At 68.6% G+C, this 15,791-nt stretch carries 14 protein-coding genes; 10 read left to right on the plus strand and 4 right to left on the minus strand.

Going from position 1 to position 15,791, the window contains the following annotated elements; translation table 11 throughout:
* The first annotated feature begins 342 nt into the window (after nucleotides 1–342).
* The 5 genes from ACFSVL_RS35875 to ACFSVL_RS35895 all read left to right on the plus strand — a co-directional run bounded on the left by ACFSVL_RS35875 (nucleotide 343) and on the right by ACFSVL_RS35895 (nucleotide 4,844).
* Complete coding sequence (locus ACFSVL_RS35875) at nucleotides 343–1,734, plus strand: sugar porter family MFS transporter (protein WP_378310813.1); 1,392 nt, start codon at nucleotides 343–345, stop codon at nucleotides 1,732–1,734.
* 578 nt (nucleotides 1,735–2,312) lie between these two features.
* Nucleotides 2,313–3,041, plus strand: a complete 729-nt coding sequence (locus ACFSVL_RS35880) for a hypothetical protein (protein WP_378310814.1) — start codon at nucleotides 2,313–2,315, stop codon at nucleotides 3,039–3,041.
* 6 nt (nucleotides 3,042–3,047) lie between these two features.
* Complete coding sequence (locus tag ACFSVL_RS35885; RefSeq protein WP_378310816.1) at nucleotides 3,048–3,389, plus strand: hypothetical protein; 342 nt, start codon at nucleotides 3,048–3,050, stop codon at nucleotides 3,387–3,389.
* Nucleotides 3,390–3,408: 19 nt separating this feature from the next.
* Entirely contained in the window at nucleotides 3,409–4,176 is a 768-nt protein-coding gene (locus ACFSVL_RS35890; protein ID WP_378310818.1) for a hypothetical protein, read from the plus strand.
* Between the two features lie 59 nt (nucleotides 4,177–4,235).
* Complete coding sequence (locus ACFSVL_RS35895; protein WP_378310819.1) at nucleotides 4,236–4,844, plus strand: hypothetical protein; 609 nt, start codon at nucleotides 4,236–4,238, stop codon at nucleotides 4,842–4,844.
* Nucleotides 4,845–5,131: 287 nt separating this feature from the next.
* On the opposite strand, the gene dinB is transcribed toward ACFSVL_RS35895, so the two are convergent.
* Nucleotides 5,132–6,349, minus strand: a complete 1,218-nt coding sequence (dinB, locus tag ACFSVL_RS35900; protein ID WP_378310821.1) for a DNA polymerase IV — start codon at nucleotides 6,347–6,349, stop codon at nucleotides 5,132–5,134.
* 97 nt (nucleotides 6,350–6,446) lie between these two features.
* On the opposite strand from dinB, the gene ACFSVL_RS35905 reads away from it, so the two are divergent.
* Nucleotides 6,447–7,046 (plus strand): HAD family hydrolase, encoded by a 600-nt coding sequence (locus tag ACFSVL_RS35905; protein WP_378310823.1) that lies wholly within the window; start codon nucleotides 6,447–6,449, stop codon nucleotides 7,044–7,046.
* On the opposite strand, the gene ACFSVL_RS35910 is transcribed toward ACFSVL_RS35905, so the two are convergent.
* A complete protein-coding gene (locus ACFSVL_RS35910) occupies nucleotides 7,043–8,512 on the minus strand; it encodes a serine/threonine-protein kinase (protein ID WP_449224400.1) in 1,470 nt (489 codons plus the stop codon). The two genes, ACFSVL_RS35905 and ACFSVL_RS35910, sit on opposite strands and share 4 nt — an antisense overlap.
* A gap of 202 nt (nucleotides 8,513–8,714) precedes the next feature.
* Between ACFSVL_RS35910 and ACFSVL_RS35915 the strand changes: the two genes are divergently transcribed.
* The 3 genes from ACFSVL_RS35915 (at nucleotide 8,715) to ACFSVL_RS35925 (ending at nucleotide 12,793) form a co-directional block, all read left to right on the plus strand.
* A complete protein-coding gene (locus ACFSVL_RS35915) occupies nucleotides 8,715–9,965 on the plus strand; it encodes an MFS transporter (RefSeq protein WP_378310826.1) in 1,251 nt (416 codons plus the stop codon).
* Between the two features lie 1,092 nt (nucleotides 9,966–11,057).
* On the plus strand, nucleotides 11,058–12,344 hold the full coding sequence (locus tag ACFSVL_RS35920) for a GGDEF domain-containing protein (protein WP_378310828.1): 1,287 nt from the start codon (nucleotides 11,058–11,060) through the stop codon (nucleotides 12,342–12,344).
* Between the two features lie 32 nt (nucleotides 12,345–12,376).
* Nucleotides 12,377–12,793, plus strand: coding sequence for a VOC family protein (locus tag ACFSVL_RS35925; RefSeq protein ID WP_378310830.1), 417 nt, complete (start codon nucleotides 12,377–12,379; stop codon nucleotides 12,791–12,793).
* On the opposite strand, the gene ACFSVL_RS35930 is transcribed toward ACFSVL_RS35925, so the two are convergent.
* Nucleotides 12,790–13,680: a LysR family transcriptional regulator gene (locus ACFSVL_RS35930; protein WP_378310832.1), complete on the minus strand. Its 891-nt coding sequence runs from the start codon at nucleotides 13,678–13,680 to the stop codon at nucleotides 12,790–12,792. The genes ACFSVL_RS35925 and ACFSVL_RS35930 overlap by 4 nt on opposite strands.
* Nucleotides 13,681–13,760: 80 nt before the next feature.
* On the opposite strand from ACFSVL_RS35930, the gene ACFSVL_RS35935 reads away from it, so the two are divergent.
* Nucleotides 13,761–15,002, plus strand: coding sequence for an MFS transporter (locus ACFSVL_RS35935; RefSeq protein WP_378310834.1), 1,242 nt, complete (start codon nucleotides 13,761–13,763; stop codon nucleotides 15,000–15,002).
* Here ACFSVL_RS35935 and ACFSVL_RS35940 read toward each other — a convergent pair.
* A complete protein-coding gene (locus tag ACFSVL_RS35940; RefSeq protein WP_378310836.1) occupies nucleotides 14,977–15,732 on the minus strand; it encodes an SDR family NAD(P)-dependent oxidoreductase in 756 nt (251 codons plus the stop codon). The two genes, ACFSVL_RS35935 and ACFSVL_RS35940, sit on opposite strands and share 26 nt — an antisense overlap.
* Between the last annotated feature and the right edge of the window lie 59 nt (nucleotides 15,733–15,791).

The raw sequence follows: 15,791 nt of genomic DNA on the forward strand, positions 1-15,791 counted from the left end.
CCCGCCCGCCCCCAGTCCATACTCCGCTGACCTGCGGAAACGCCTGTCTAGCGTGTCCACATATGTGAACGCTAGTCACGTGACTGAATAGTTATCAGCCCGCGTCTTGCCCGCCGGTGACCAGCGTGTGACTGTGTACGGCGAAGTTCGTACGGACGGCGGCCGAGGCGGCCCGCGGCGGGGAAAGGCGTTGCGGGCGGTGCGGAATCGGCTGTCCCGCAGTGCCGGACCAGTCCGGCAGCCCTTGTCCCTCGACCCCCACTCGTCCGGCCCGGACGGCGCTGGCCTCCCCGGCAGCGGACCAGGACCGGCCCGGCCATCCCGGAAAGAGACGGCTCGGCAATGACACAGACAGCCGCGGCGCGGCGGCCTATCGGCAGAACGACGCTGTACTTCTTCGGTGCCCTCGGCGGCATCCTGTTCGGTTACGACCTCGGCGTCATTTCCGGGGTGCTCCCGTTCATCGGGAAACTCTGGGGCCTGTCCGGATGGGACAAGGGCGTCATCACCGCGAGCATTTCGGTCGGCGCGATCGTGGGCGCGAGCTTCTCCTCGCGGCTCAACGAAAGACTCGGCCGCCGCCGCACGATCATGGTGGCCGCGGTGGTCGTCATCATCGGCACGCTCGCGGCGACTTTCTCCCCGACCTTCGCGCTGCTGATCATTTCCCGGCTGGTGATCGGCGTCGGCATCGGCCTGTCGTCCTCGACGGTCCCGACGTACCTGTCGGAACTGGCCCCGGCCCGGCTGCGCGGGGCGATGGGCGCGCTGAACCAGATCTTCATCGTGCTCGGCATCCTGATCGCGTTCCTGGTCAGCTACGGGCTCGGCTCGTCCGGCAACTGGCGGCTGATGTTCGCCGGCGCGATCGTGCCCGCGGTGATCCTGCTGGCGGGCTTGGTATTCCTGCCCGAAACGCCGCGCTGGCTCGTCGCGAACGGCCAGGAAGAACAGGCCCGCGCGGTCCTGCTCAGCTCGCACGGCGGCGGCGTGAACGTCGACGCCGAGATCGGCACGATCCGCGAGGTCATCCGGCTGGACTCGGAATCGGCGAAAACCCGCTTCCGCGACCTGCTCACGCCGACCGTCCGGCCGATGCTCGTGGTGGCCCTGCTGCTCGCGATGGGCCAGCAGTTCAGCGGCGTGAACGCGGTGAACGCCTACTTCCCGACCATGCTGATCGGCCTCGGCTTCGCGACGCAGGCGGCGCTGCTGTCCGGCGTGCTGCTGGGCGTGACCAAGTTCCTGTTCACCGCGTGGGTCGTGTTCGTGGTGGACCGGTGGGGCCGCAAGCCGCTGCTGCTGATCGGCAACGTGCTGATGGTGATCACCCTGGTCGCCGCGGGGTTCATCGTGCTGGAGGTCCACGACACGGCGACCAAGGGCATCCTGATGCTGGTCGCGATGGTGCTGTACCTGGTCGGCTACGAACTCGGCTGGGGCGCGGTCGTGTGGGTCATGATGGCGGAGGTCTTCCCGCTGAAGGTCCGCGCCGCGGGCATGGGCGTGAGCAGCGTCGTGCTGTGGGCCGCGACCGGCATCATCAGCGCCGTGTTCCCCATCATCTCCGACCCGGGCGCCCTCGGCCTCGGCGGTTCGATGTTCCTGTTCGCGGGCATCAACGTGGTCCTGTTCTTCCTCACGAAATGGCTCGTCCCGGAAACCAAGGGCCGGACGCTGGAGGAAATCGAACTCGACCTGCGCGGCCGGACGCATTCGAAGGCACGCGCCTGAATCCCGCCTCGGGGTACGGCCGGGCGGCAGGGGATTTCCCTTGCCGCCCGGCCGTTTTGTCGGCTGCGTAACCGGCGCTGCTGTACGGTCAACGGCGAGGAGACCGATACCAGAATCGTGGTCGCAATAGCCGCGAATGGCCGATCAGGCCAGCCCCGCGACGGGGAGTATTTCGTCGGGCCACCTCCCTGGCCGGGAGCACGAGTACACGTTCGGGCTGGACCGCTTGCCGGAGCGAGTGACAGCCCTGGCCCACCGGGCCTGCCGCGGAAACCGGCTGTCACGCCCGCACGTCCGCGAACGCAGTGACAACGACCCGACACAAACAGTGACCAGCACGGTCTTGAAATGTTACGCTTCGCCCGAAGGCTACGCAGGGGAGGCGTACACCGTGGTTGAAGCCTGCCGTCTCGACGGCCGGAAAGATTGGCTTGTGCCAACTGTTTCGCCAGCGCGGGGGAGCGTCCGTGCGGCCATCGCCACCGCCGGCCCCAGATCGCCCTGACCGCTGGGGACGGACCGGGTCCGCGTCCGTAGACCCCGCTAGCCCAGCAGCCGCTCCCATCCACGGAGAGTCCATGGACATCGACATCCCCGCGCTGGAACTCGCCAGCCTGAAAACTCCCGACGAAGCAACCGCTCACCAGCAAATCTACGAACTCACCCACCACAACGGGACGCCGCTGATCCCTGCGGAGACTTATCACGCAGAGGATCCCAGCGGGTCGATCCGCCTCACTGTCAACCGCGACGCACATTTGACGAATGCCCATGTCGACAACCGCTGGAATCAGCGAATTCCGATCGGCCAATTCGCCGATGTTCTGTTCCGAACCTATCTGACCGCTCTGCAGCGAGTCGCGCTGGTCGAAGCGGAACGACCACCACCTGAGGCGGAGCCGCCCCGGCCGCCGCGGGACGACGAGACGGTCCGGGAAAACCTGAGCCTCGAAGAGACCCTGGAACGCGCCAGTTACGAACTCGAGAAGATCAACGAGCGGGTCGACCGGATCCAGCACTCGGCCGGACAGGTCCGGCCAGTCGAGGAACGCCAGTTCAGCAGCCCGCAAGGAAGCCTGACGCTGATCACGCGCGACGGCCAGCCCATCGGAATAGCCGGAGCCACAGACCGCCTCGAGCAACTGGCATCGATTCAGCTTGCCCGCGAAATAGAGAAGCTCTTCGAGGCAGCCGGCGTCGGCCTTCCCTCGAACGACTTCCGGCCGCCTCGAGAACCGCCGGCGAGGCATCGCGGACCGCAAGATTCCGATGACGACTACTTTGACAACTTCAACATCGAAGGGTAGTTCACCATGGCCGGATACAAGGTTGTCACCGACGCTCTTCGGGAAGAAGCGAAGTGGTGGAACATCCGCGCGGACAACCTGAGCGAAATCGCCAAGAACGTGCAGGGCACGAATCTGGACACCACCGCGTTCTTCACCGGCGATCCGATCACCCTGGGCCTGTCCGCGCTGAGCGCGGTCCCGGAGAGCAAGGCCTACCAGGAATTTGGCTCCTGGACGGAAGACACGCTTCGCCAAGGAGTCGAACAGTTCCACGACCTGGCAGCGGCCCTCGAGAAGATCGCGCGAAAGTATGACGAGGCGGAAGAAGTGGCAGAGATCGACTTGAACAAGGCCTACGAGAAATAGACTTCGAGACAGGAATACAATGCCACCCACCGCAGAACAACTCATCAATCCACTCGAAAAGGCTTTCGACACCGTTCGCCGGGTCATCAAGCAGATCATCGACAAGTTCAATGCCGCGGTCGACCATATTAACGACTGGAGCTTTGCCTTCGGTCCGCTCATGGAAACGATCAAGATCGGCATGGACAACATCAAGGAAGGCCTCGACAAGGTCTACAAGCTCATCGAATACGCTCTTCGCCACCAAGCTCCGATCATCTCGCTCGTTTACCAGGCGTTCAGGTGGATCGACAGCGTGCAGCACCCGCTGAATGGCGTCTACTCCCAGACCAATCCTGGCTCGACCCAAGCACCGTCATACCACAACGAAGAACTCGCCAAATGGCAAGGCGACGCGAAAACCGTGTACGACGGAAAAGTAACCGAGCAGGTCAACGCGATCGACGCGATGGGAACCAAGGCCGATTCTATCAGCAAATGGCTGATGGACATTGCGCAAGCCAATGTACGTTACATGAGCGACCTTGCCGGAATTGCCGACGATTTCCTGGGAAAAATTGCCGAAGCCGCCATCGACGCGGCGACCGTGGTCGGGATCCCCTTCGCCGTCGGCAACCTGTCCAGCATCATCGGAGGATTGGTCACCAACGGCCTCAACCTCCTCGTAGAAGTCGCCAACCGCTTCATGGAAACACTCAGCCGGATTCGAGACCTGAACAGCTGGATGAATGACAAGGCGCTTCCCGCGTCTCGATGGCCGCAAGCCGTCCACCCGGCTGGAGCGTGACTGTGCACCCGAACTACCCTCCGCCCGCGCCAACGCCACAGCCTCCTCCGCGGCAAAAAATGAAAACGAGCCACCGGGTCGCGCTGTGGTCCGGAATATGCATAGCCGTCGCGGCGACCGCAGTAGCAGTTTTCTGGGCAGCCGGCCTCGGCTCGTTCCTCTGGGGCGCGGACCACAAAACCTCAGACACGACGCCGGACAAGTACCACGACACCGACTTCGCCGCCTGCACCGGCTTCACGGCCCGCAGCCCGGAAATTCCGCGGGATGCTTCCGAAGTGGCCCGCACCTGGTATCCCGAAATCAGCAAGGACGGCAACCTTCTCTGCGGCTTCACCCCCAGGGCACAACAACGACCACTCGTGGAACTGCAAGCAAGCTGGTTCGCGACAACTGCCGCGCAGTCCGGCAGCGAACATGCCTCCGCCAACTTCACCGGTGCCACCGCCGTGAACAACGACGACAGCCCCGTCGGCCTGGCCTTCGGAGAGAAGGCTCATTGGCTCCCGGGGAAAAGCCAGGCGGACTGCGGACTGATCTTCCTGGACCGCAACGCCGTTTTTCAGATCCATTACACCGCTGCGACCCCGGGTCAGAACCCTGAGTCCTGCCGCGGTCCGCTCCGCAAGATGGCCCACGCGCTATACAACGCCGCACAACCGCGGTAGCGACCAGAGGAAGCGCGTCTGGACCAGTGCCTGGCGCAAGCCAGCCCACGTCCCCCGCCGGGTCCGGCGATGCGGACGCCAAGCGCCGGCACGTCCGACCCGGCCGGTGCTCCACCAGGCCCAGCCAGCCCACCGCAGTACCGCCGTCCCGTCAGTCCGGCAGCATCGGCGTCTCCACCCTCAACGCACGGCTCACCACCGCTTGCACCGGAACCACCGCGCCTCCGATCAAACCCAGCCACCGCAGGCCAACCCGACAACACAGCCCGCAGTACCGCCACACCCCATCAATCCGGCAGCATCGGCATCTCCACCCCCGCCTCATGGCTCAGCAACGCCGCCCTCGTCAGGGCCGCCGCGCCGAAGCGGTTTCGCAGGGCATCCACTGCCGAGTCCAGGGCCGTCGCTTCCGCTGATATCGCTGGGCGGGACGGCTGGTCCAAAGGCAGCGCCAACTGCACCGCACCGTGGCTGTCGAGGTTCGAGAACGACAGGCCCAGCAACGTCAAACCCCGGTCGTACACCAGCGGTTGCGCCGCGGACAGCAGGCCGCGGGCCGCGCACAGCAGTGTCTCCGTGTGGTCGGTGCTGTCGGCGAGCGTGTGCGACCTCGTCGCGCGGGTGAAGTCCGCGAAGCGCATTCGCAGCACCACCGTGCGGCACACCCGCGACGCGCCGCGCAGCCGCCTCGCCAAACGGTCCACAATGGACACCACGATCTCGTCCAGTTCGGCCGGGGAGCGCGAGCGGCGGCCCAGTGCGCGTTGCGAGCCGATGGAGCGACGGCGTTTGCCGGGCTGGACCGCGCGGGGGTCGCGGCCGTGCGCCAAGGCGTGCAGGTGCCGTCCGGAACCTGGGCCCAGCATGGAGATCAGCGCGGCCTCCGGCAGTTCGGCGACCTGCCGCACGGTGCGCACGCCCCGCTCCCGCAGCTTCGCCGACGTCACCTTTCCCACTCCCCACAACCGCTCCACCGGCAGCGGATGCAGGAATTCCAGCTCCCGCTCGGGCGGCACCACCAGCAGGCCGTCCGGTTTCGCGACCCCGCTGGCCACCTTCGCGAGGAACTTCGTGCGCGCCACCCCTACCGTGATCGGCAGCCCGACCTGCGCCAGCACCTCCGCGCGCAAGCGCACCGCGATCTCCGACGGCCGCCCGGCTATCCGCCGCAGGCCCCCGACGTCCAAGAAAGCTTCGTCGATCGACACTCCTTCCACCGCCGGCGTCGTCCGCCGGAACACCTCGAACACCGCCTTGCTCGCCGCGCTGTAGACCGCCATCCGCGGCGGCACCACCACGGCATGCGGGCACAGCCGCCTCGCCTGCGCCCCGCCCATCGCGGTGCGCACGCCCAACGCCTTGGCCTCGTAGCTCGCGGCCAGCACCACGCCACCGCCCACGATCACCGGCCTGCCGCGCAGCCGGGGATCGTCGCGCTGCTCGACCGAGGCGTAGAACGCGTCGAGGTCGGCGTGGAGGATCGGTCCTTCGCTCGTCACGAACATATGTTCGCATCGAACCCCGACAAAAACCGGGATCCGTTCACTCGAACGGAGTAGAAAGATCTCCCGGAGCCCGGTCGGGACGCGCTAATGTCTCCCCGTGCGGCTCGTCCTGTTCGACCTCGACACCACGCTCGTCGATCGCGCGGAGGGATTCCGCCGCTGGGTGTGGGAGTTCTGCGCGGAGCACCGGCTCGCCGAGGCGGACGCCGCCTGGCTCATCGCCGCCGACGAGCGCGGGCGCGCCGACCGGGCGACGTTCTTCAAGAGCCTCCGCGAACGCTTCGACCTGCGCGAAACCGAACCCGGCCTCGAGGACGCCTACCGCGAACGCCATCCCGCGCTCGTCCCCGCCGCGCCCGGCGTCCTGACCGGATTGCCCCGGCTGCGCGCGGCGGGCTGGCGGATCGGCGTCCTCGGCGAGGGCGAACCGCAGCTGTCCACGCTGCTGTGCACCGGAATCGCCGGGCTCGTCGACGGCTGGGCGCTCGCCGGGCCGGACGGACTGTCCACATCGGACCCAAAGCTGCTCGAACTCGCCGCCGAACGCTGCGAAACCACCCTCGACGGCGGCTGGCTGGTCGGCACCGACGTCGAAACCGGGCGGTCGGCCGGATTGCGCACGGTGCGGATCGGGCCGGGCCGGGACCACGCCGTCCCGGACACCGCCGCCGCGATCGCGCTGCTGCTCGGGAGCTAGTTCTCCACGTCGATCTGCCAGCCGCCGTTGTGCTGCGACATCGAGTATTTGTGCGTCTGGCTGCTCACCGGGCCGCTGGAGCGGTGATAGGTGATCCTCGCGGTCAGCGTGTTCGGCCCGGTGACCTTGACGTCGCTCGCGGTCACCGAACTGAACTGGCTCCACCATGACTTGTACTTCTCGAAAGTCTGGCCTCGCGAGGAGCGGAAACTGTCGCTGAGCATGGCCCAGCTGCTCTCCAGATTGTTCGGGATGAACGTGAAGTAGCTGGTCAGCGCGGCCGACATCGCCTCCGGCGAGTTCGACGCGGAACTGGGCGGGGCGGTGCTCGACGAGGGAGTGCTGGACGGCGGAGAAGACGGCGGCGTCGACGGTGACGGCTGCGACGCGGACGAAGTCGCCGGAGCGCTAGATGCCGCGGAACTCGCGGGCGGCGGGTTCGCGGACGGGTCCTCTTCCCCGTGGTTGCGGGTGAGGACGACAGTGACGATCACGGCGAGCACCACGAGCAGCGCGCCCGCGCCGGCGAAGATCATCCCGCGACGTCTTCGGTCCGCGGGCGGCGCGTCGGCACCAGCGGCCGCACCACCCGCGGCAGCAGCACCCGAGGCAGCACCGCCCGAGGCCGGAACCGCGACCGTGGCGGGCACGACGGGCGGCTTGGCCTCCGGCAGCGTCGGCGGTTCCGGAACCGTCGCGACCGGGGTGACCCCGCCGTCGAGCTTGCGCAGCTCCGCGACGACCTCGGCCATCGACGGCCGGTCCTCCGGCTTGAGTTCCAGCAGCTTCAGCAGCAGCGGCTCCAGCTTCCCGGCCTGTTTCGGCGGGGTGATCGAACCGCTGGAAACCCGGTACAGCAAGGCGATCGCGTTGTCCGCGGTGCCGAACGGCGGATCGCCCTCCACCGCCATGTACAGCGTCGCGCCGAGGGCGAAGACGTCGGAGGCGAACGTCGCGTCCTCTCCGCGGGCGACCTCCGGCGCGAGGAACGCGGGCGTGCCGGAGATTTCGCCGGTCGCGGTGAGCGTGACGTCGCCGACCGCGCGGGAAATGCCGAAATCGGTCACCTTGACCGTGCTGCCGTCGTCGCCGAGCAGGACGTTGCCCGGTTTGACGTCGCGGTGCACGATGCCCGCCCGGTGCGCGGCGGCGAGCACGCCGGCGAGCTGCACCGCGAACGGGATCGCCTCGTCGACGGTCAGCGGGCCGTCCTCGCGCAGTTTCACCGCGAGGCTGCGCGAGGGCAGGTACTCCATGATCAGCCACGGCCGGTCCTCGTGCTCGACCACGTTGAACACCGAGATGGCGTTCGGATGCTGCAGCCGGGCGGCGATGCGGGCCTCGCGCATGGCGCGGTTGCGGGCTTCCTCGACCTTGTCCTCGCCCTGGTTCACGGGCATGAGGAGTTCCTTGACCGCGACGACGCGGCCGAGGATCTTGTCCTCCCCGCGCCAGACCATCCCCATCGCGCCGCTGCCGATCAGTTCGACGAGCTGATAGCGACCGGCGACCTGCCGGCTCTCCTCGGTCAACGGAAAACCCTTCGGTGCGACATCATCCACGGACGGCGATCACCCAGTTTTCCACGGACGGCCGAAGCGGAGTTCGCGACCCACCCGCGGCAGGCCGGGGTTGCTCCGGGTGGCCGAATCAGGACAGGGTGAGCGCATGACCACGACGGCGCCGTCTTTCCGGAGCGTGTTCCGGGACGGCGAATTCCGTGCGCTCTGGCTCGCGCACGTTTTGTCGGTGGCAGGTGATCAACTGGCACGGGTCGCGCTGACAGTGTTGGTATTCAACCGAACGTCGTCCGCGGGCTGGGCCGCCGGGACGTACGCGCTCACCTACTTGCCGGACCTCCTCGGCGGCGCGCTCGGCGGGCTCGCCGACCGGTTCCCGCGCCGGACCGTGCTCGTGGTCGCGGACGTCGTGCGCGCGCTGCTGGTCGCGGCGATGGCGATTCCCGGCCTGCCCTGGCCGGCCGCCGCCGGGCTGCTCGTGATCGTGCAACTCGCCGCCGGGCCGTTTCAGGCCGCGCGGCAAGCGGTGCTGCCCGATCTGCTCGGCGAGGAGAAACTGGCGACCGGGCAAGCGATCCTCTCCTCGACGTACCAGGCCGCGCTGGTGATCGGCTTCGGCGCGGGCGCCGCGGTGGTCGCGTGGCTCGGGGTGTCGGGCGCGCTGTGGGCGGACGCGGTGACGTTCGCGGTGTCGGCGGCCGCGCTGCGCTGGGGTTTGCGGCTGTATCCGGTCTCGAAGGCGACCGAGCACGTGCCGCAATGGGCGTCGCTGAAGGCCGGGTGCCGCTTGGTCGCGCGGGACCGGAAACTGCGGTCGCTGCTGGCGATCGCGTGCTGCTGCGGGTTCTACGTCGTGCCGGAAGGGCTGGCGGTGCCGGTGGCCGCACAGCTCGGCGGCACCGGCGTGCTCGGCTGGCTCCTGGTGGCGAACCCGGTCGGGACGCTGCTCGGGGCGCTGCTGATCAGCCGGCTGCCGCGAGTGCGGCAGGTGCGGTGGCTGGGCCCGCTCGCGGTGGCGAGCAGTCTCGTGCTGCTGCCGACCGGCTGGACGCCCGCGCTGCCGGTGGTCGTGGCGGTCTGGACGGTGTCCGGGATGTTCTCCGCGCACGACCTGATCACCCAGGTGCAGTACAGCCTCGCCGCGCCGCCGGAACAGCGCGGCCAGGTGATCGGCGTCGCGATCGCGGCACTGCGGGCGGCGCAGGGACTGACGATCGCCGCCGCGGGCGCGCTGGCCTTGGCCTTCGCGCCGACGACGGTGGTCGCGATCGCCGCCGTCGCCGGAGCCGCGTGCGCCGGGGCGGCCGGGATCGCGTGGACGCGGGCGGTGCGAGCGGACCGCGCGGTGCGGCCCCGCCGAACTCCCCTCGACGGGGCCACTCCACCTCCCGCGCCGTAATCCGCGGGACCGGTCCGGGTCACGTCCAGTTGTTGTCACGCATGCCCTCTCACCTCCTCGTGGGGCGGACTGGTGGACGGAAGTCAGCGAGTCCAGTTGTTGTCGCGCATGGCGGCGGCTCCCTTCGTGGTTTGGCGGGCAGTGGTCGGCGAGGCTCAGCGAGTCCAGTTGTTGTCACGCATCGCGGCGGCTCCCTTCGTGGCTCGGCGGGCAGTGGTCGGCAAGGCTCAGCGAGCCCAGTTGTTGTCACGCATCACGACGTCCCCTTCCTGACGAGCGATCGGTGATCGGCGGGCTCAACGGGTCCAGTTGTTGTCGCGCACGGCAGCGGCTCCTTTCGCGACTCGACGGTCAGCGGTCAACGAGGTTCAGCGAGCCCAGTTGTTGTCGCGCATCGCGGTGGCTCCTTCCCCAGTCGGCGAATCGGTGGTCAGCAGGACTCAGCGAGTCCAGTTGTTGTCGCGCACAGCGGTCTCCTTCCTCCCCGAACAGCAGCCAAAAGCGGACACACAGCGGGTTCAGTGGGTCCAGTTGTTGTCGCGCATCACGACCTCCCTTCCTGACCGGCGATCAGCAGCAAGAAATCGGCGAATTCAGCGAGTCCAGTTGTTGTCACGCACCGCGACGTCTCCTTTCCGTTTCTTTCCGCATCCCGGATTCCCGGCCCGGCGCCGTTCACCAGTTGTTGTCCCGCACTGTGGGCACCTCCTCTCAGCAGCGAAGACGGAAGTCTCGACCTCGAGTCGAGACCGACGGGGAGACCTAGGTCACCGAAGAACCGTCCAGTTGTTGTCGCGCACGGTCGTCACCTCCGTTTCAGAGTCGCGCCTTCGGCGGTTTTCGCACGTCATCGCCGGTAGGCCGGTCACCGAAAGTGGCCATTGGGGTCCAAAAGGGACCCTCGCGGATCCCCTGGTCCGGCCCGGATTCGCAGCAGCTGGCCATTACTCACAGTGGCCACCTCCCCTCACCGGCCGCCGGGCGCTGGGCTGTCCGGGCGAAATCGCCCCGGCGGGTCCCAGAGTCCGGACGACAGGCAGCACACAACGCGCCTCGTCGTTTACCGTAGAAGCCAATCGGGTGAGGTGAAGAGTGCGCGGACGAGTTGCCGGGTGGTTCACAGGCTGGCGCCTATGGCGGCTGCCCTCTCACGTCCGCATGTACGTGCTGCTGGTGAATGTCGTCGCGGCGGGCACCACGCTCGCCACCGCGTGGCTCGCCCCGGTGCGGCAGATCGACCTGATCCGGTTCGGAGTCCTCGCCGTGTGCGCGGCGCTGGCGATCGAGGCGACCCGGCACATCGAGCGGCAGCGCGAATACAGCCGCGCGCCCACCGTCGCGTACGTCGACACCAAAGCGGTGTGGAGCATCGCCGCCGTGGTCGCGCTGCCGGCGGTTCTCGCGTCCGCGATGGTCGTGCTCACCTATGCCGTCGCCTGGTGGCGCATCTGGCCGCGCGAACGGCCGGTCCTGCCGCACCGCTGGATTTTCTCCTGCGCGTCCGTCCTGTGCGGCACGCAAGCCGCGGTCGCCGTGCTCGCGCTCGGCATGCACGAATACCCCGGGGTCCTCGCCGGCGGCTTCGGGCCGGGGCTGGTCGACCTCATCGTTTTCGTACTGGCCGCCGGGCTGCGCTGGGCGATCAACACCGCGCTCGTCATGGTCGCGATCGCGCTGTCGAGCCAGCCGCGGTCGTTCGCTGACCTGTTCTCCGGCTTCGGCGACCAGCTGCTCGAAGCGGGCGCGATCGGGCTCGGCCTGGTCACCGCGGCGCTTCTGCTGCTGGCCAACCCGCTGATCCTGGCCGGCGTCGTGATCGCCCTCGTCGCGCTGCACCGCGGGCTGCTGCTCACCCAGTTCCAGCGCGATGCGCGCACCGATGTCACCACCGGGCTAGCCACGAAACGCTGGTGGCGCACGGTCGCCGAGCGCTATCTCGAACACGCGCGGGCGAACCAGGACAGCGTCGGCGTGCTGCTGCTCGACCTCGACCACTTCAAGGCGATCAACGACACCTACGGCCATCCCACCGGAGACCTGGTGCTGCGCGAGATCGCGTTGTCGCTGCGCGACGAGGTGCGCGACCAGGACGTCTGCGGCCGCTGGGGCGGCGAGGAGTTCGCGATCGCGCTGCCGGACATCCCGAGCGCCGAGCATCTCGGCCACATCGCCGACCGCATCCGGCGGCGGATCCCGCAGGTGGTCGTCGCGCTGCCGGACCAGGATTCGGTGATCAGCGACCTGACCGTCTCGATCGGCTGCGCGATGTACCCGGCCGAGCATCTCGCCAGCGTCGACGACGTGCTGGTGGCCGCCGACGCCGCGCTGTACCGGGCCAAGCAGGCCGGCCGCAACCGCGTCGAGCTGGCGAGCGCTTGACCGCTGGCGGCGCCCTCGCTAGAACTCGTCGCATGGACTGGACTCTCGAGGTCGTCGTCGTGCCCGTGTCCGACGTGGACCGGGCGAAAGCGTTCTACGCCGACCAGGTCGGCTTCCACGTCGACCACGACGTCAGCCCCGGCCCCGGGCAGCGCCTGGTGCAGCTGACCCCGCCGGGCTCGGGCTGTTCGATCGTCCTGGGCAAGGGCGTGGTGCCGGACATGCCGCCGGGGTCGCTGAAGGGTCTGCAGCTGGTCGTCGCCGATGTGCGGAAGGCCCGCGAGGAGCTGGTGGCGCGCGGCGTCGAGGTCGGCGAGCTTCAGGTCTACGGCCCGGATCCGGGCACCGGCGCGCTCGAAGACCTGGACAACATCGGGTTCGTCCACTTCGCCGACCCCGACGGCAACAGCTGGGCGGTGCAGCAGATTTCCGCCCGCGCCAAGGGTTAACCCGAGACGGCGGCGACCAGTTCGGTCCGCAGCACCCGGGCCGCCGGGGTCGCCGCCTGACCGCGCGGCAGCACGAAGTCGACGCGGCGCTCGATGGTCGCGTCGGCCAGGGTTTTCGCCCAGACGCCGGACTCGCGGCCCTGTTCGGCGACCGCCTGCGGGACGAACGCGAGGCCCGCTCCCCCGGCCACCAGGTCGAGCACGATTCCCCAGTCGTCGACCTCGAACACTCGCCTGCGGCGCAGTCCCGCGTCCCGGAAAAGCCGGTCCAGATCCGTGCGCACCGCCCAGTACCGCGGCGGCTCGACGAACCGCTGATCAGCGAGATCACGCACGCTGACCGACGACGCGCGGCCCAGCGGGTGACTGCTCGCTCCGGCCAGCACGATCGGCTCCACGGCGAGCGGGGTGACCTCGAGTTCTCTCGGGGCAGGTTCGGGCGCGGACAGCACGGCGCAGTCCAGCTGCCCGGCTTTGAGCAGCCGGAGCATTTCCTCGGTGGGCAGCTGGCTCAGGGTGACGTCGAGGTCCGGGTGCCGCACGGCCATCCGCGACAGCACCCCGGCCAGCGGGACGAGGTGCTCGACGTGGCTGAACACGCCCATCCGCAACCATCCGGTGAGCCGGCTGCTGGCCTGTCCGACCGCGTCGTACACGGCGGTGAAACTGCGCACCGCTTCGCGGGCGGCGGGAACCAGCGCGCGTCCTTCGGCGGTCAGCCGCGGCGGACGCGTGCCCTTGACGTACAGGTGCACGCCGAGATCGCTTTCCAGCGCTCGGATCGACGCCGAAATCCCGGACTGCACGATGAACTCCCGGCGCGCCGCCTGGGTGAAGCTGCCTTCCTCGGCCAGCGCGAGGAAATGCCGCAGGTGCCGGATGTCCACGGCCCACCATCTCTCGGATAGATAATAGAGATCTGCAATTGCTCTGCCAGGCATACTAATGCCGTATCACCATGGAATACATGCAAAACTCCACGCTGCCCGCGCCCACCGCGTCGAGACGGCATCTGTCGCATTCCGTCGGGTTCTGGGTGGTCGCCTGCGCGTACGCGGCGCTCAGCGCGTTCGGCACCGCGCCGACGCCGCTCTGGCCGATTTACCAGCAGGCCGACCGTTTCGGCCCGCTGTGGGTGACGGTCGCGTTCGCGATCATGGTCGTCGGGATCGTGGCGAGCCTGGTGTTCCTCGGGCATCTCTCCGACCGGCTCGGCAGGCGGCGGATCATCGCGCCCGCGCTGTTCGCGGTCCTGGCCGCGAGCTACGTCCTGATCGCCTCGACCAGCCTGGCCGGGCTGCTCGCCGGACGGCTCCTGACCGGCCTCGGCATCGGCCTGATGGCCGCGAGCGCCACCGCGTATCTCGCCGATTTGGACCGGCAGGCGCGGCCGCACGTCACGGCGCCGAAGCTGCCGGGGCTCGTCGCGGCCGGAGCCAGTCTCGGCGGTCTCGCGCTCGGTCCGGTGGTCGCCGGCGGGCTCGCGGAATGGCTGCCGGATCCGCTGCGGATGCCGTACGTCGTGCTCGGCCTGATCGTGCTGGTCTGCCTCGCGTTCGTGCTGGTGACGCCGGAAACCGTCGACCTGGCCGCCGCGCCGCCGACGGTCGCGCCCCGGATGAACCTCCGCCCCGGCCAGCACTCGGTGTTCACCGGCGCCGCGCTGCTCGGGTTCGCCGCTTTCGGGGCCACCGGGGTGTTTTCCTCGGTCGGCGCGCTGGTGATCCGGAACGATCTCGGGATCCACGACGTGTTCGTCGGCGGCATGGCCACCTTCGCGGTGTTCGGCGCTTCCGCTGCGGCACAACTGGTTCTCGGCCGGCTCGGGTCGCGGCAGCTCGTTGGCCTCGGTTCGCTGTGCTACCTCGTCGGCCTCGCGGCGACGGCAGTGTCCATCGCGAACCCTTCGCTCGCGTTGTTCCTGATCGCCGCCGCGGCGACGGGGGCGGGTGCCGGAATGCTGTTCAAGACCGGGCTTTCGCATTCGGCCGAATCCGCGATGCCCGCCTCCCGTGCCGGGGTTCTCTCGGTGTTTTTCGTCGTGGCCTACCTCGGGATGGGAGTGCCGTCGGTCGCGTTCGGACTCGTCGTCGGCAGTTTCGGCTCCACTGCCACGATCATCGCGGTGAACGTCGTGCTCGCGGTTCTCGCGATCGCCGGTGCCGCGCTGGTGTCGAAACGGGCTAGTCGACCAGCGCCCCGCAGCTGACGTTCACCGTCGCGGCGGTCATCGTGCGCGCCCGGTCGGACGCGACGAACGCCGCGACCGCGCCGACGTCGGCCAGCGTCGCGGTGCGGCCGAGCATGGTCGGCTCCGCCAGTTCCGCTGAAAGTGCTTCTGCGCCAGGGAAATCGGCGGAGATCGTCTCCGGGACGCCGCCGGTCCGCAGCGTCACGGTGCGCACGCCGTACCGGCCGAGTTCCGCGGCGAGTTGCCGTCGCATGGCTTCGAGGGCGGAGAACCCCACCTGGAGGCCGCCGACCGCGTGGTTGCGCACCGGGTCGCCGTCGCCGCCGAAGAGGAGCACAACGCCGCCGCCTTGGCGTTTCATGTGCCGTCCCGCCGCGCGCATGGTGAGGAAGTTCGTGCGGACACCGGTGATCACTGGTTGTTCGTAGTCCGCCAGCGACATTTCGACCATGGGCGTTCCCTGGACGTCGCCGTGGGCGATGACGTTCGCCGAGATGTCGAGGCTGCCCGCGGCTTCGACTACGGCGTCGGCGTGCGCGTCGACGGATTTCTCGTCGAGTGCGTCGACTACGGCTACGTCGGCGGTGCCGCCGGCGGCGCGGATCTCGTTGGCTACGCGTTCCAGCTTGTCCCGGGTGCGTCCGGCCAGGAAGACGCGGGCGCCTTCCTCCGCGAACGCCCGGGCGAACGCGCCGCCGATTCCTCCGCCGGCACCGTAGACGACTGCGTTTTTGCCGTTGAGCAGCATGTGCAGGGCTCCCTTCTCGTGACTGTCACCAGTGCGTCGGATGGGGAGCCGGGGAATCG

Origin of the sequence: Amycolatopsis silviterrae (genome assembly GCF_042684085.1) — a bacterium.
GTDB lineage: Bacteria > Actinomycetota > Actinomycetes > Mycobacteriales > Pseudonocardiaceae > Amycolatopsis > Amycolatopsis silviterrae.

Coding starts and splice junctions, on each gene's coding strand:
- ACFSVL_RS35875 (WP_378310813.1), top strand. CDS start 343: ATGACACAGACAGCCGCGGCGCGGCGGCCTATCGGCAGAACGACGCTG.
- ACFSVL_RS35880 (WP_378310814.1), top strand. CDS start 2,313: ATGGACATCGACATCCCCGCGCTGGAACTCGCCAGCCTGAAAACTCCC.
- ACFSVL_RS35885 (WP_378310816.1), top strand. CDS start 3,048: ATGGCCGGATACAAGGTTGTCACCGACGCTCTTCGGGAAGAAGCGAAG.
- ACFSVL_RS35890 (WP_378310818.1), top strand. CDS start 3,409: ATGCCACCCACCGCAGAACAACTCATCAATCCACTCGAAAAGGCTTTC.
- ACFSVL_RS35895 (WP_378310819.1), top strand. CDS start 4,236: ATGAAAACGAGCCACCGGGTCGCGCTGTGGTCCGGAATATGCATAGCC.
- dinB (WP_378310821.1), bottom strand. CDS start 6,349: ATGTTCGTGACGAGCGAAGGACCGATCCTCCACGCCGACCTCGACGCG.
- ACFSVL_RS35910 (WP_449224400.1), bottom strand. CDS start 8,512: ATGGGGATGGTCTGGCGCGGGGAGGACAAGATCCTCGGCCGCGTCGTC.
- ACFSVL_RS35915 (WP_378310826.1), top strand. CDS start 8,715: ATGACCACGACGGCGCCGTCTTTCCGGAGCGTGTTCCGGGACGGCGAA.
- ACFSVL_RS35925 (WP_378310830.1), top strand. CDS start 12,377: ATGGACTGGACTCTCGAGGTCGTCGTCGTGCCCGTGTCCGACGTGGAC.
- ACFSVL_RS35935 (WP_378310834.1), top strand. CDS start 13,761: ATGCAAAACTCCACGCTGCCCGCGCCCACCGCGTCGAGACGGCATCTG.
- ACFSVL_RS35940 (WP_378310836.1), bottom strand. CDS start 15,732: ATGCTGCTCAACGGCAAAAACGCAGTCGTCTACGGTGCCGGCGGAGGA.